General features: G+C 32.5%; 13 protein-coding genes. 2 read left to right on the forward strand and 11 right to left on the reverse strand.

What is annotated here, in order from left to right; all coding sequences use genetic code 11:
- The first annotated feature begins 113 nt into the window (after nucleotides 1–113).
- The gene (locus DM397_RS04230) at nucleotides 114–635 is read left to right on the forward strand and encodes a TetR/AcrR family transcriptional regulator (protein ID WP_111376346.1); all 522 of its coding nucleotides are present in this window, start codon (nucleotides 114–116) and stop codon (nucleotides 633–635) included.
- Nucleotides 636–640: 5 nt separating this feature from the next.
- On the forward strand, nucleotides 641–1,054 hold the full coding sequence (locus DM397_RS04235; protein WP_111376347.1) for a nuclear transport factor 2 family protein: 414 nt from the start codon (nucleotides 641–643) through the stop codon (nucleotides 1,052–1,054).
- Nucleotides 1,055–1,063: 9 nt separating this feature from the next.
- Here DM397_RS04235 and DM397_RS04240 read toward each other — a convergent pair whose 3' ends face one another.
- The 11 genes from DM397_RS04240 to DM397_RS04290 form a co-directional block, all read right to left on the reverse strand.
- Entirely contained in the window at nucleotides 1,064–1,693 is a 630-nt protein-coding gene (locus DM397_RS04240) for an MCP four helix bundle domain-containing protein (RefSeq protein WP_111376348.1), read from the reverse strand.
- Nucleotides 1,694–1,715: 22 nt separating this feature from the next.
- Nucleotides 1,716–2,318: a hypothetical protein gene (locus DM397_RS04245; protein WP_142479068.1), complete on the reverse strand. Its 603-nt coding sequence runs from the start codon at nucleotides 2,316–2,318 to the stop codon at nucleotides 1,716–1,718.
- Nucleotides 2,319–2,570: 252 nt separating this feature from the next.
- Nucleotides 2,571–4,295: a sodium:solute symporter gene (locus DM397_RS04250; RefSeq protein ID WP_111376350.1), complete on the reverse strand. Its 1,725-nt coding sequence runs from the start codon at nucleotides 4,293–4,295 to the stop codon at nucleotides 2,571–2,573.
- Between the two features lie 115 nt (nucleotides 4,296–4,410).
- Nucleotides 4,411–6,942 (reverse strand): PIG-L family deacetylase, encoded by a 2,532-nt coding sequence (locus DM397_RS04255; protein ID WP_111376351.1) that lies wholly within the window; start codon nucleotides 6,940–6,942, stop codon nucleotides 4,411–4,413.
- Between the two features lie 171 nt (nucleotides 6,943–7,113).
- A complete protein-coding gene (locus DM397_RS04260) occupies nucleotides 7,114–8,739 on the reverse strand; it encodes an LVIVD repeat-containing protein (RefSeq protein WP_111376352.1) in 1,626 nt (541 codons plus the stop codon).
- A gap of 207 nt (nucleotides 8,740–8,946) precedes the next feature.
- On the reverse strand, nucleotides 8,947–9,459 hold the full coding sequence (locus DM397_RS04265) for a hypothetical protein (RefSeq protein ID WP_111376353.1): 513 nt from the start codon (nucleotides 9,457–9,459) through the stop codon (nucleotides 8,947–8,949).
- Nucleotides 9,460–9,649: 190 nt separating this feature from the next.
- On the reverse strand, nucleotides 9,650–11,482 hold the full coding sequence (locus tag DM397_RS04270) for a hypothetical protein (RefSeq protein ID WP_111376354.1): 1,833 nt from the start codon (nucleotides 11,480–11,482) through the stop codon (nucleotides 9,650–9,652).
- A gap of 78 nt (nucleotides 11,483–11,560) precedes the next feature.
- A complete protein-coding gene (locus DM397_RS04275; protein WP_111376355.1) occupies nucleotides 11,561–12,661 on the reverse strand; it encodes an AI-2E family transporter in 1,101 nt (366 codons plus the stop codon).
- Nucleotides 12,662–12,763: 102 nt separating this feature from the next.
- Nucleotides 12,764–13,294, reverse strand: a complete 531-nt coding sequence (locus tag DM397_RS04280; RefSeq protein WP_111376356.1) for a mechanosensitive ion channel domain-containing protein — start codon at nucleotides 13,292–13,294, stop codon at nucleotides 12,764–12,766.
- A gap of 10 nt (nucleotides 13,295–13,304) precedes the next feature.
- Nucleotides 13,305–13,889 carry a Maf-like protein gene (locus DM397_RS04285; protein ID WP_111376357.1) on the reverse strand — a complete coding sequence of 195 codons (585 nt, stop codon included), beginning with the start codon at nucleotides 13,887–13,889 and terminating at the stop codon, nucleotides 13,305–13,307.
- Entirely contained in the window at nucleotides 13,882–14,808 is a 927-nt protein-coding gene (locus DM397_RS04290) for a geranylgeranylglycerol-phosphate geranylgeranyltransferase (RefSeq protein ID WP_111376358.1), read from the reverse strand. Before DM397_RS04290 ends, DM397_RS04285 begins: the two co-directional genes overlap by 8 nt.
- Between the last annotated feature and the right edge of the window lie 73 nt (nucleotides 14,809–14,881).

Consider the following 14,881-nt stretch of genomic DNA (forward strand, 5'->3'; position numbering starts at 1 on the left):
AATTCCAAATTCCAAGACTTTCGGGTTTTGGAATTTTTTTTAGAATAAATATAGACAGACTTGTCTGTTTGTTTGTAAAATATTTTATCTTTGTAAACATAAATTGCCATGCTATGCTGCCAAAAGAAAGAATACTAGAAAAAACATTTACTTTATTTCACACGCAAGGTTATAATGCCACAGGAATAAATCAGATTATTGAAGAGGCAAAAGTGGCTAAAGCTAGTTTTTATCAGCACTTTAAATCTAAAGAAGATTTGTGTGTGGCTTTTTTAAATCAGCGTCATTTCTTTTGGTTTGAAGAATTACAAAAGTTTACATCAAAAGAAGAGGATAGGAAACTAAAAATTTTAGCTTCTTTTGATTTCTTAATTTATATGAATAAAAAGGAAAATTATAGAGGTTGCAGTTTTCTAAATATTCTATCAGAGATTCAATCAGATAATATTAAAATTTTAGATGTCATTCAAAATCATAAAGCTGATCTACGTGTCTATTTTAATGAAATTTTAAATGATAATCTTTTATCAGACCACGTGTATCTGCTTTTTGAGAGTTGTATTATAGAAAGTCAACTTTTTAAATCAAATCAACTTATTGAGCAAACTAAGAAAATTATTCAAACTTTAATCTAATTATTATGGAACAGAAATTGCCATTGCCACCTTTCTCGCATGAAACAGCAATAGAAAAAATTCAATTAGCAGAAGATGCTTGGAACAGTCAGGATCCTGAAAGGGTTTCAAAAGCGTATACTATAGACAGCGAATGGAGAAACAGAGATAAATTTGTAAACGGGCGTGATGAAATCATTCTTTTTTTAACCGAAAAATGGAAAAAAGAGAGAAATTACAAATTAAAAAAGGAGTATTGGGCTCATACCGAAAACAGAATTGCTGTTCGATTTGAGTACGAATATCAGGATATTGATGGAAACTGGTTTAGAGCCTATGGGAATGAAAACTGGGAATTTGATGCAAATGGATTAATGCAGAAAAGATTTGCCAGCATAAACGATCTTCTTATCTCAGAAGAAACTAGGAAATTTAAATAAACCCTTAAACTAATTCATGCTAGGCGGTTCTGGAATCTTAATTTTTTGCTTAATTTTCTTTACAATCAAAAGATAGAAAGTAATTCCTCCTAAAATAATAAGAAGTGCAATCTGGAGCTGGCCTAGTACATTATTTCTGCTATACATCGCATTTGCAACTGCAAGTTTTGCTTTTCCTTCTTCAATCTGAATTTCTGAAAGAGATTCAAGTGTTTTTAAAGCTTCAGCGCTAGAAAAGGCAATTTTATTCCAATTTTTGCTTTCGACTTGCTTGTTTATTTCTTTGCAGGAAAGCAAAAAGGCATCAAAATACTGTTTTTCTTTGTCTGTTAAAACTGTTTTGGCGTATAAATCGTCAATGTTATGAATAATATCAAGAGTTTGAATAATTTCATCTTTTTTGATAACGTCGCTCAAATTCAGCTTTTCAGCTTCAGCCTTTATAAAATGGAGTTCTTTTGAATATTGAAAAATATAATGCGCAACAACCAATCGGTCTTTGTAAATCGCATTGATATTATCGTTCACATTTTTGGAATTTCGCAGCGTATTAAAGTTACCAAGCAGAATGATAAGCATTACGATTAGTAATATAAAAGCAGCTTTAGTTTTGTTGCTGTATCTTTTTTGATCTTTCATAACGTTTTTAGGAAACTAAAATTTAGTCAATCATTTTGTTCTCATTGAGCGCAATGTTTTTTATGGATGCTAAAGGAGTAATTTTTATTTTTTTGTCTCCCTTAACAAGGTAGAAATAATACAAGCTATTATTTCCAATGATAAAAACATTTTTAGATTCGCCTTCATTAAAATCCAGCTGATAGCTGTAATCTAATTTGTTTTCTTTTAGCTTTTTCGTAGTAAAGTATCCGCCAGCTAATCCGTAACCTAAAAAAAAGGACAATAGAAAAACTACAAGAGATTTTATGGCAATACCATTATAGTAGCTTTTAGTTTCTTCTGGAGATAATTCGTCAGTTGATTTTAATTCGAAAGATCTTTTTACAAATGCCAAATCTTTATTCTTCGCCAAGAAGGAAGGAAGATAAAAATGAGCTAAAAAAAGTATCGTGATTGCTGCTAAAATAATCGGATTCGAAGTAAATTCAGCGATTGGACTAATTAATATATCCATTATTGTAGAATACCTCAATATATTAATCCCGAATTGGTAGTAAAATATACTATCCTTTAGTATTCCCATTAAAATCAGAAATAGATATCCAAAAGGCAATAGCTTTTCTAAGTCGTCTGAAATCTTCATTTATCTAGTTTAAGATTGGTTTAGTTTTGGTCAGTCTTACAACTTACTAAAATAGTCTTTTTTACTTACAATAAATGGAGAATTATATTCTAATGAAATTGCATTTATAAATTTTTTGGAGCTAATTCCTGCTGTACGCTATATCTTTTGTGGTGAACGCCACCACAAAAGGATGCCGCTACCATCAGGGCTAGGGCATCAGCATTTTTTTGGAAGAATCCATTTTAATTAACAAATGTCCTTATTTATAATTTATTCAAGAATTAATTCATTATCATCTGATTTTCCCCTGAAAAACAAAAACTGAAGTAAAAGTGCCAGTACAATTGTCAAAATAGCTCCAATGAAATTAAGCCATAAATAACCCAATTTTTCCTGGCTATAAATCATAAAATAATAGATCACAAAAATAGTAAGCTGGCTTATGATAGCGCTTATAAACATTGGTTTTGCTTGAACTTTTTTAGTATAAAAAGCCACAAGGAATATTCCTAGAACAGTTCCGTAGAAAATTGAACCAATAATATTTACAAGCTGAATTAAATTTTCAAATAAAGTTCCGACACAAGCAAAAAGTATTGCTACAATTCCCCAGAAAAGAGTAAAAAACTTAGTAACATGCAAATAATGTTTTTCTGATTTTTCTTCTTTCTGATTTCGTTTGTAAATATCAATTGCTGTAGTTGAAGCCAAAGCGGTTAATCCAGAAGCTGTAGAAGACATCGCAGCCGAAAGAATAACTGCCAATAGCAATCCGATGAGACCTTTTGGCAAATAATGCAAAATGAAATGAAAGAATACATAATCTTTATCATTAGTTTCTGAATTACTATCTGCTCTCGAAATGATTTCTTTAGCTTTATCGCGAAGATCTTTTTCTTTGTTTGATAAGGCAACCAATTCTTTACGCAAAATTGGATTGTCGTAATCTTGGTTTAGCTGATCGATATATAATAAGTTTATTACTTTTTTATCTTCTGAAAGCTTTACCAATTTTTCTTCTAAGACATGATATTCCTGTTTGTAAGGAGACTTCTCAATAGCAATCTTGTTATTCGGATTAAAATTTAAAGGTACTGGATTGAATTGAAAAAAAACAAAAACCATAACTCCTGTCAAAAGAATGAAGAACTGCATTGGCACTTTCAGCAATCCATTCATTATTAAACCCATTTGGCTTTCACGAACTGATTTACCAGATAAATAACGTCCAACTTGAGACTGGTCTGTACCAAAATAGGCTAGGGCAAGGAAGAAACCTCCTGTAATACCGCTCCAGAAAGTATATTTTTCTTCGGGATCAAAAGAAAAATCAACAATATTCATTTTATCATTTGCGCCTGCAATATGCAACGCGCTGTTGAAAGTCATATCGTTTGGAAGATAATGCAGTATCAAGAAAAACGTAATAAACATTCCAGACATGATAACGAACATCTGCTGTTTTTGCGTAACGTTAACTGCTTTTGTACCACCAGAAAAAGTATAGATAATTACCATCACTCCAATAATGATGTTCATTCCGGTTAAGTTCCATCCTAGGAGAGCAGACAAAATAATAGCTGGAGCATAAATGGTTAAGCCGGTTCCTAGACCTCTTTGCACTAAAAATAAAATGGCGGCTAGTGAACGTGTTTTGACATCAAATCTTCGTTCTAAAAATTCGTATGCAGTAAAAACTTTACTTTTATGATAAAGTGGAATAAAAGTCAAACAAATGACAATCATGGCAATTGGCAAACCAAAATAAAACTGAACAAAACCCATTCCGTCGTGATATGCTTGTCCAGGTGTAGATAAGAAGGTAATCGCGCTGGCTTGCGTTGCCATTACAGAAAGTCCTACAGTATACCAAGGTGTTTCATTGTTTCCTAAAATGAAATCTTCAACGTTTTTACTCCCTCGGGTTTTCCAAGAGCCATATCCAACAATAAATAATAGTGTTACAATAAGTACGATCCAGTCAAATAGCTGCATAGGTTATGAGTATAATTGCATGATTAAAAGAAAAATAGCTATGTAAATCGCATTAACGATTAAGACGTAAGTGTAGCTTTTTTTCCATTTTTTTGTCTTTTTGGCTTCCATATTTTTACTGCTTTAAATCTTGTTTTGGAGCTTCAATCGGCTGTTTTAGAGAAATAATATTAGATAATAATCTATATGCTCCAGAAACACCTTCTGGTAATTCTCTAAAGAAACTCAAACCAGTGTAAATATAATATCCTTTTCCGTATGGAGCGACCAATAAAGCGCCATCTTTTGCAGATTCTCCTTTGTCATGTGATGAAATAATAGGAGTGAAGGCAGGATCATATTCATTTGGATAATACAAACCTTGCTCTTGTGTCCAACCTTGGAAATCTTTTTCAGAGATTTTATTTGGCGTATTTAAAACAGGATGATTTGGCGCTAAGAATGTAATTTTAGCATTTTCTTCTGTCACACGGTCATTTGATAATTTTAGCGAATATGGTGCAATTTTATCCGTAACCAGTTTTCCGTTTGTATTGTATTGAACAATCATATTTTTACCGCTTTTGACAAAATTGAAAAGTATATTCTGTTTGTTTGCTAAAGCATTCACAGTATTATAGGCACGGATTCCTGTAATTACAGTGTTGAAAGAATCTAGTTTTTGAGGCGTAATTTCTTCTGGTTTTAAGATAGAAACTTTATATCCCATTTGGGTTAAACTTTCAGGAACTTCATCTCCAGCACCCATAATGTAAGCAATGGCATCTCCAGAAATTTTCAAATCAATTCTAATGCATTTTGATTCGGCTGGTTTCAAAACCATTTGTTTGGTAATATGAGGAAAATCAATAATTGTCTCGTCTTTGTCAAAACGCTTTCCGTCTACAATTGCTACACTTTTTGCAGTAACTTCTTCTGGATTTACAGGAGGAGTTACTTCAAAATAAAAGATTTGTTCTGTACCTTTTTTATCCAAAGCAAACGGAATTTCTTTTGGTGAGACCGTCCAGCTTTTTGGTAATTCTAATTGTAGGTTTCCTTTCACATCGTCTTTTCCTGCACGAACTTTTACTGGGACCATTTTGCTTTTAGTATTTCCAAAAATCAAAACTCTTTCTAATATTGAAGTTGTAACTTCTGGCACAATATCAAGGAAATTATACATTTCGCCTTTCACGCCATCATTGTATTTATACACAACAGTACGTTCAAACGGAATTTCGACATCATTGACTTTTACATTAAAAATCACTTTTGTGTCTCGTATAATATCTGGAATACCAATGTTTTCTTGATTCGAAACGGTATACATTCCAACTGTAGCTTTTTCTTTTAGCCAATATGGTTGTGTGTATTCTATATTGTTAGGAAGTTGCAATTGCAAATTGATTCTCTGATCATTGTTGTTTTTTAAAACAATATTTTGAGCTGTTGTCTGATTGTTTGGAAGTGTAGTTACACTCATTAATTCCATTCCTACAGAACATCTGTTGATAGCTTCTAAGCTTAATTTAATTGTACTTCCTGGAGTCGCTTCTTGTTCACTGGCAACAGCTTCAAGATATAAACCTGAACAAGAGGCAATAATGTTTTTTATAGCTGCCGATTTAATCTCTTTCCAATGTGTATCGTCTAATGCTTGAATCATGGCATATGCTTTAACTAAATCTGGAATACTTGCAGCAGGATGGCTGAAATCGTATTTTGAAATAATTGCAGCAATTAAATCGCCAACTGGTTTTCCGTTTTTAACACGGTTCCAACTTGTATCTATTCCGTCAAATAAATTATCGCGTTCTTTTGGAGTTTCTCCATTTATAAGTTCCAAATATTCAGTTTCTTCACCTCGAACACCCGTACTTCCAAAACCTTGCGATTGGTGACGGCTTCGGCTTAAAGCTGCGATTTCTTGATTTGATTTTCCGATTCCCGTGTAATAAACACCTGTTTCAAGCTTTGTAAACTTTGATTTGTCAGCGGCATCAAATTTTTCTTGACTTCCATAAAACCACCAAGACGGATTAAAGAATTGGCGTTTTACCTGCCAAGGCGAAACGTATTTTAATTGTTCAGGATAAATTTTAGGATCGTTTGTAAGTTTGAAACTTTCAACGCTTAACATAGCAGACGAAGTATGATGCCCGTGAGTTGTACCTGGCGAACGGTGATCAAAACGATTGATGATAATGTCTGGCTGGAATTTTCGTATTGTCCAAACCACATCGGCAAGGACTTTGTTTTTGTCCCAAATGTCTAAAGTTTCATCAGGATTTTTAGAAAAACCAAAATCATTTGCTCTAGAAAAGAATTGTTCTCCTCCATCAATTTTTCGAGCTTCAATCAATTCTTGAGTTCTTATTACACCTAAAAGTTCACGCAATTGAGGTCCGATTAAGTTTTGTCCTCCATCACCACGAGTCAATGACAAATAACCTGTTCTAGCATTCATATCATTGGCTAAATACGAAATCATTCTGGTATTTTCATCATCAGGATGTGCGGCAACATACAATACAGAACCTAAAAAGTTTAACTTTTTGATTTGATTGTAAATTTCAACTGAATTTGGTTTTTGTGGCTGCTGAGCAAACGAAACCTGAAAACCGATAAAAAATAAAAGAAAGATCTGGATCTGTATTTTTCGCATGGTAAATGTTAGGTGTTTTTTTGAAATCATTCCAAAAATAGTAATTATTTTATGTAAGATTATTTAAATGAATTGTTAACGCTCAATAATTATACCTTTCTGTAAACAAAAGCAACAAAAAAAGCTGTTAGAACTTAATCTAACAGCTTTTCTTTAAGAGTTTTGAAGTGTTTATTTCAATTTATTCTCAGTGTCTTTGTAAGTTCCTGTAATCGTTACATTGCTTCCTTTAGTAACCTTTCCGTAAATGGTGATAGAAGAATTGCTTCCAATGAAATTAATTTTAGCACCACTGTTTAATCTTAAATCTCCCCAGATTACAACAGAACCTTCAATCTGTAAAAGAGCATTATTATTGATAATTAACTCTGTAGGATTCGATTGCTGATATTTTCCTTGTGATAAACTTCCTGTCATATTAAAAGTACCACCACTGTTTAAAATCAGGCCATTTTGAATTGCAATAGAACCACAATGCGTTAAAACAGCACTAGAATTAATAATTACCGAATTAATAGCAGTTGCTCCTTGGTATGATTTTATGTCGTTAGAATTCAAAATCAAATCTTTACCTTGATTGTATACAATGTAAGAGGTACAGTTTGCAAAAGTGGTATTTGGTTTTTCCATTTTAATGATTTTCAAACCGCCAGTTCCGCTCGCAACATAAATATAGTTACCGCTTGATTTTACATAGTTTGATGAACCAGCAATTCCAACAGAACCTAACAAATTAAGTTGTGTTGTTGATTGATAAACGTTTAAGCCAAGAGCACCGTTTGCCACAAAAGCATAACCATCATTAAAAGAAACAGCATTTGTTACATTATCTTCTCCAGCTGTTGTAATTGCAATACTCTGCAATTTAGATCCGCTGTTAATATCGTAAACACCAAGGCCGTTTGGACCTTCAGAAACAAAAAGTTTTGATCCGTCAATATCCATTGTTCTTTTTGCACCGCTAACATCAGTAGAGGTTGTAAAGCTCTTTTGCAAAGCAAGAGTTGACTGATTGTAAACATTAACACCTTTCGTTCCGCTTAAAGTTACCACTTTATCACTTGTTAAGGCTATGGATCTCAAATCGGCTACAGCTGTTTTTCCAGTAATTTCTTTAGTTGAACCGCTAAGTTTGAATAAACTTCCATTATCTCCAGTTACAGCAAAATATGTAGAAGTATTTGCTGCCACATCTGTTGTAACTCTATTCTCTAAATAATTGGTTTTGAATTTATCCGTAAGCAAGCCAGAGCTTAATTCCATGTTAAGAACAATAGCTGGATTTGTAGAAAGAAGCGGATCTTTGTCTACATCTTTCGCAGCTCCGATAATTAAATTTGACCCAGAAAAAGTAAGAGAGGTAATATCAGTGTTTGGAATTAAAGCAGAAGTAACCAATTTTGGTTTATAAGGATCTGAAACATCAATTACATCAATTGCTCCAGAATAGGCATCGCCTCTCGTGATATAAGAAACATAGGCATAATTTCCGTTTACTGTAACGTGGCTGGCTTGTAGCGTTCTTCCGTTGGCATCAACTGGAGGTTTTACTTCAGCAATTTGAACTAAAGGAAAAGAAGTGTTAGCTGTCTCTGCAGATTTTCCCGTTAGAGAACCATTTTCGATCGAAATTACCCCCGAATTAGTCAAGTCAAGTCTTTGATTTAAAGCAGATTGATCTGAGGTAATAGTAATGTTATTTGACGATTGTCCATCGTTTTTGTTGTCATTGTTATCGTCACATCCTATTAACAGTGACATTGCTAAAAATGAAAGCAAATAAACATTCTTTTTCATAAATTTCTTTTTTGGATTTTAAAATTCGGCGCAAATATATATCATAATCACATTAAACAAAGGTTAATTTTAGTAAAACAAGTTGTTTTTCAGTGATTTATACACAAATTACAGTTTTTTAACAAAAGTTCAAAATTAAATTGCCACAAAAAAAGAGAGTATCAAATAAATGATACTCTCTTGCCTTGATTGTTAATAATTTAGTATTTATCTTCTTCCATGTCCGTGACCATGATCATGATCATCATCGTGGTCATCACGATCGTGTTTGTTATGGTGCTTATCGTAGTGTTTGTCATAACGTTTGTAATCTCTTCTATCATCATAACCATATACTGGTCTTGATCTGTATGGTCTTTGTGGACCTCCGTGATATCCTTTATAGTACTTTACTCTATGACGGTCAAAGTATGTATAAGGAGTTCTACCGTGATAATCTGTCAAAACTACTTTATAACCTCCGTACAAATCATAGTTTCTATATTGTCTAGGTAAGTAAGTTGTTCTTACCCATCTTCCTCCTCCGAAATAGATAAATTGAGCAGCACGAACATCGTAGTAAGCTTCAATATCTGGCAGATAATAGTATTCCATATCTGTATATCCCACTGGACCCCAAGCTGGTGGATTTCCAATATTTACGTTTATCGATACTTGGGCTTGTGTGGCGTTTGCAACCAGTAGAAATAATCCGGCGATTGCTAATTTTATCGTTTTCATCTTTTTTGTTTTTTTTAAATGTTAATCTTGAATAGGGATATTCATATACTGTGCCAAAAAAAATGTTACGATGTATTTTGTCGGATAAAAATGCATTTCGTCGAATAAATTAAAATCGGCAATAGCTTTAATCTGTTGATATTTAGAGTTTTTATTGCTTTTAAAAATTTCTTAAAAAAAATAAAAAAAATTACTTGTAATTAACCACTCTAGGTTTTGCTAACTCAAAACTCTGCAGTCCATAATCGGTAGTTTCAAAAGTATTTGTCTTGAAAACATTATCTCCCTGCTGTGGAATACTTGGATAATAGGATAGTGAAAGCTGGAATGAACTGAAAACCAAATAGTCATTGCTAATTAATAATCCTACAGTGAGTTTAGAATAAGGTTTGCTTTTTGTCATTGCCATTTCTGGACTTCCTAGTACTGCAATTGAATAATTAAAAAATGGATTTAAACGAAATCCAAGTAAAGAGTGAGGTGAATATGTCTGTGTTTGTAATGATAGAATGGCTTTGCTGGTTCCATACAAATAGCTATTGAACCCTGCTAGTCCATTTTCTTCATTTATATTTAACTGGTCACCAATAATATCATCCCGATTTATACCAATAACCACTTTCGGATTTACGAATTGTCTTATTTTCCAATTTCCAATACTGTATAATTTTGTAAAATAATTGGATTCAAACAAGAACGAGGTTTGATAGGTTTTGGATTGATGAAAAAAAGTTCCCGCCTCAAAATTCATACTCAAGAAACCTAATCGATAATAATTTCCAAAAGAGAATTGAGCCCCAACATAAGGCCTCCAAAAAGTGTTTTTATACTGATAGCCAAAAGTTACTCCATAAATCCGTCCTATCGGAACGTCTTCTGTCTGTCCATTTCTAAAAATATAACTGTCTTTTATAAATCTACGAGTATTCAATCCAATTCCGCTGAGGATTAGTTTTTCTGAAGAATAAAAATGGTCAGGGTCATAAATTTCTGAAGGCGTTTCGCTGTAATTTACATTCAGAAAACGTGCTGTTGTGATCAAATTTGTTATTGACTTATTTTGGTCTTCATGCATTTTAAAAGCATATCCGGCCCAAAGATCTTGTGACGTATATTTTTTTGGCTGAGAGGCAAATGTCAGATCAGGTGCTTGTAGTGTATCTTTTCTAAAACTTTCATCAATATAAAATCCACCTGCCCATTTAGTCAAAGGAGAGTAGAAGTCTCGTTTAATATTTATACTTTTAATATAGTTATTGTCCAAATCCATATTGTAATGAAAGACAGTACCGATATAAGTATTTTTAATATTTGGAACTGTATAGGTTGCCTCATTGGCATTTCGTCCATCATCAAAACGATTGGTGAAACGGTATTCTAATTGCTGCCCTGTTCCAAAAAAGTCTTTTTCTTTAAAACCAATCGACATTTGGCTACTTGAAATTGAAAATCTAGGAATGGTACTCCATGAATCTAAAACACGAATCGTAATATCTACAGAGTCTGAAGCTTGCCCAACACTTTGATTGGAAAATCGAACCGCTGTAACATATCGTTGTGCACGAATTAAACGCTCGCTCTCAAGAACTTTATAGGTATTATAAGGTGTGTTTTTCTTAAAAAGCAATAAATTATAAATCGCAAACTTTTTAGTTTTCAAGTGAAGTCTATTTCCCATTCTTTCTCCCCAGTTTCTAGGCATTTGTGTTGTATCAGCAACAGAATGACCAAAAGGATCCAAAGTGATAATGTTTATTTTTCGAATAATTTTTCCTTCGTAATTCGTAGAATCTATAGGAACAAGCAATTCATCTCTTTTCTTTGGCTTTTTAGATTTAAAAAACAATTTATGCATCGTCTGCGTAAACTTATTTTTTTTAGAATAATTTCTAATCTTAGTATAGATTTCTGTAGTGTCCTTCTCTTTTTTGGGCTCTTTTTTACTTTTATCTACCTGAGCATATCCGCTCTGTAAACAAAAGCAAAGCAGAATAAAAAAAAGTATTTTATAATTTAAAGACATTCGGTAGTTTTCTTCAAACAAATTTAAGCTTTATGAATATAAGGAATTAATAAATGCTATGCTAGCATAACGTTATTTTTAATTTTCTGTTGTAATTTTTCTTTTTCTCCAGACAAATTTTCTCGGAACATGATTTCCCATGAGATAACCCCAAGCTGAGAGTGATTCAACTCGGTCAAAAATGATTTTTAAAATAGCAAGAAGCGGAATAGCTAAAAACATTCCGGAAATTCCAGCAGCAGCTCCTCCCACGATAATTCCCATTATTGAAACAAAGGCGTTTATTTCTACTTTTGAATTTATAATTAAAGGCACGAGCAGATTATTATCGATAAACTGAACAATGATATTTACAATTAGAATTCCGAGAATAACTGAAATTTCTCCAGATCCTGTTAGCGATGCCAGAACCGTAATTACTCCAGCAATAAAAATTCCAATGTAAGGAATAAGATTCAGAATTCCAGTGATTAATCCGAGAAGGATAAAATATTTTACGCCAATAATCCACAAACCAAGACTAGTTAGTATTGAAACGACAATCATTTCGATAATCAAACTTACTATATAATTATTGATCGAAACTTTTATTTGAGATAATATATCTTGCAAAACAGCATGATTTTCCTGTTTGATTAGTTTCGCAAAAAACAATTTAAAATGCTCTTTGTAAATTAAAAACAGAAACGTATAAATAATCATAATGGTACTATCCAAAAGAACATCGCTTATCGAAATTATAAACGAGCCTAATTTAGCCTGACCCGTTTTAACCGAATCTTTTGTGACAGAATCAAGATATTTTTTCTGTTCTCCAATACTTACCTGAAAATTTTCTCTTATAAATTTATGGATTTCAACAATAAAGGAGTTGGCATTTTTCTTTATAGTTTCAAAATCATTTGCTATGTAAGTGACTTGGTAAGAGATAAAAACTAAGATTCCGACAATGCAAGATATAAAAAGGACAAGACAAACAATTGCTGCGAGATGTCTTGGAAACTTACATTTTGTATTTAAAAAAGTAAAAATCGGAAGCAATAAAACAGCAAATAAGAATGCCATTAGAACGGGTGTAAGAATATCTTTTCCGATGCAAAAAATAAATGCAAAACAGATTAAAGTAACAAGAATAAAGGAAAGTTTTGCATAAAATGGTAATGTTATAGGCCGAGTCATTTTTATTTTTATTTAGCTGAATTTATATAACAAATATTACGATTTATTTGTCTTTTTACGTTCTAGCTTTTCTCGTGCCCGTTATAAAATTCCCATCAAATTTTAGTCGAAAAATTCACGCTCTTCATACTTTGCAGGAATAATAGAAATTCCTTTTTGAAGTAATAGATTATTTGGAAAAACAATTTTCTCTCCTTCCTTTGTTTTTAAGCTTACATGAAAGGTGTTAATGTCTTCAATTTCGGCTTCGATTGGAAAATCTTTGTCATGAATTTTAATGGTGTCTCCAATTCTAAAAGGAAAAGAAAAGAATAAAACCATTCCAGAAGTAATATTGCTTAATATAGACCATTGAGCAAACATCGCAACTCCAATTACAGTGGCAATAGAAGAAATTGTAATAAAAATGTCTTCGGTTTGAACGCCCCAAATTAGGATCAAAGTTGTGACAACAAGTATATTCATTAAAATATTAATATACTTAATAACCAAATTGGTACGATGTTCAAATAATTGGCTTGTAGCAGCAAAACGTCGTATTAATTTTGCAATTACGATACGAAGCACAATCAAAATACCAATAAGAATGATTGTGGCTATTATTTCTCGACTATACTCTTTAAAGGAAAACATAAATAAATTTTTACACTAATGTAGTCAAAAATTCATAAACTTTAGCTGTCGGAAGTCCCATTACATTGGTATAAGAGCCTTCTACTTTTGCAACTGCCATAAAACCAAACCATTCCTGTATGCCATAAGCACCAGCTTTGTCGTAAGGTTTGTAGTTTTCGATATAGTATAAAATAGCTTCGTCTGACAGATCATTAAAAGTTACTTTAGTAATATCATGCAAAAGAGTAGAAGAGTGGGCTGTTTTAAAGCAAACCGAAGTAATTACCTCATGCGTTGCATTAGACATCGATTTGATCATAGCAAAAGCTTCCTCGGCATTTTTTGGCTTTCCTAAAGCTTTATTCTGATGCCATACAATAGTATCGCTTGTCACTAGAATTTCATTTTCTTTCAATTCGCCTTCAAATGCATTAGCCTTTAATTCAGCAAGATAATCGGTAATTTCTGTGGCCTTTAATTCTGGAGGATAGATTTCTTCAACGTCTTTTAAACGAATTTCAAAATCAAGATCCAAATCCTTAAAAAATTGCTGTCTGCGCGGAGAACCCGAAGCTAAAATGATTTTATATTTTTTTAATTTTTCTTTAAGCATTGTATTTAATGTTTAAGGCAATAACCAAGATTGATAAAATTCCGAAGAACAAAATAAGTTTTAAAATACTGCTTAAATGATGAAATTCCTTTTGAGATTTTGCACTAAATATTTTGACAATAAAATATAGTAAAGGTGCTAAAACTGTTGCAAAAGCATAAAATACAGCAATATAAAGCTTATTTTGCATGAAATAAGTATTGCAATACAATCCAGATAGAATGAAGGCAATAACGGCAAAACCTAAAGCTATTTTTGCAGCTCGGTTAACTCCAATTGCAACTGGTAATGTGTTCATCCCCATATTATAATCGCCATTGACATCTTCAATATCTTTTACAATTTCGCGTATGAAATTAATCATAAAAGCAAATAAAGCATAATCTATTAAAATGGAAAAAAGACTTGCCATTTGTGCCTGGTTTTCGCCTGTTGTAGCAGGAAAAAGGTCAAAAACTCCAATAATTAAAACGCTCACAGCCAAAAGCAATGCCACAGCAAAATTGCCTAAAATCATAATTTGTTTTAGCGTTGTTGCATAAAAATATAGCAACGATGCGATTAAAATAAAAAGCGAAGCAAAAGTTGGCCTCATGATAATATTCGACAGAATAAAACCAAGGGCAACTCCAGAAATATTCAGACCAATATAAATATTGTAGGCCATAGTTTCTGTAATTCCTTTTCCGACTACTACATCATTTGGTTTGTTGATGCTGTCGGTTCCTACATCGTAAATGTTATTGATAACGTAACCTGCAGCAGCCAATAAAACAGTGCTTAATACAAGTAATCCGTATTGCCAGTCTGATAATGCCAGCGGAATTTCCTGCTGTTTTAAAAAGGCATAACGAAAAAGCAGCTGCATAAAAGCAAGCATTAAAAGGTTTTTATAACGAATGAGTTTGAGGAATTTCATTTTTTTAAGGTTCTGAGGGGCTAAGATGCTAAGGTTCTAAGTTTTTTAATTAACAATTTATAATTAACAATTC

This window comes from Flavobacterium nitrogenifigens, from assembly GCF_003254565.1.
GTDB classification, from domain to species: domain Bacteria; phylum Bacteroidota; class Bacteroidia; order Flavobacteriales; family Flavobacteriaceae; genus Flavobacterium; species Flavobacterium nitrogenifigens.

What these genes read in the sequence shown, in the direction of transcription:
- DM397_RS04230 (WP_111376346.1), top strand. Translation starts at nt 114, where the DNA reads ATGCTGCCAAAAGAAAGAATACTAGAAAAAACATTTACTTTATTTCAC.
- DM397_RS04235 (WP_111376347.1), top strand. Translation starts at nt 641, where the DNA reads ATGGAACAGAAATTGCCATTGCCACCTTTCTCGCATGAAACAGCAATA.
- DM397_RS04240 (WP_111376348.1), bottom strand. Translation starts at nt 1,693, where the DNA reads ATGAAAGATCAAAAAAGATACAGCAACAAAACTAAAGCTGCTTTTATA.
- DM397_RS04245 (WP_142479068.1), bottom strand. Translation starts at nt 2,318, where the DNA reads ATGAAGATTTCAGACGACTTAGAAAAGCTATTGCCTTTTGGATATCTA.
- DM397_RS04250 (WP_111376350.1), bottom strand. Translation starts at nt 4,295, where the DNA reads ATGCAGCTATTTGACTGGATCGTACTTATTGTAACACTATTATTTATT.
- DM397_RS04255 (WP_111376351.1), bottom strand. Translation starts at nt 6,942, where the DNA reads ATGCGAAAAATACAGATCCAGATCTTTCTTTTATTTTTTATCGGTTTT.
- DM397_RS04260 (WP_111376352.1), bottom strand. Translation starts at nt 8,739, where the DNA reads ATGAAAAAGAATGTTTATTTGCTTTCATTTTTAGCAATGTCACTGTTA.
- DM397_RS04265 (WP_111376353.1), bottom strand. Translation starts at nt 9,459, where the DNA reads ATGAAAACGATAAAATTAGCAATCGCCGGATTATTTCTACTGGTTGCA.
- DM397_RS04270 (WP_111376354.1), bottom strand. Translation starts at nt 11,482, where the DNA reads ATGTCTTTAAATTATAAAATACTTTTTTTTATTCTGCTTTGCTTTTGT.
- DM397_RS04275 (WP_111376355.1), bottom strand. Translation starts at nt 12,661, where the DNA reads ATGACTCGGCCTATAACATTACCATTTTATGCAAAACTTTCCTTTATT.
- DM397_RS04280 (WP_111376356.1), bottom strand. Translation starts at nt 13,294, where the DNA reads ATGTTTTCCTTTAAAGAGTATAGTCGAGAAATAATAGCCACAATCATT.
- DM397_RS04285 (WP_111376357.1), bottom strand. Translation starts at nt 13,889, where the DNA reads ATGCTTAAAGAAAAATTAAAAAAATATAAAATCATTTTAGCTTCGGGT.
- DM397_RS04290 (WP_111376358.1), bottom strand. Translation starts at nt 14,808, where the DNA reads ATGAAATTCCTCAAACTCATTCGTTATAAAAACCTTTTAATGCTTGCT.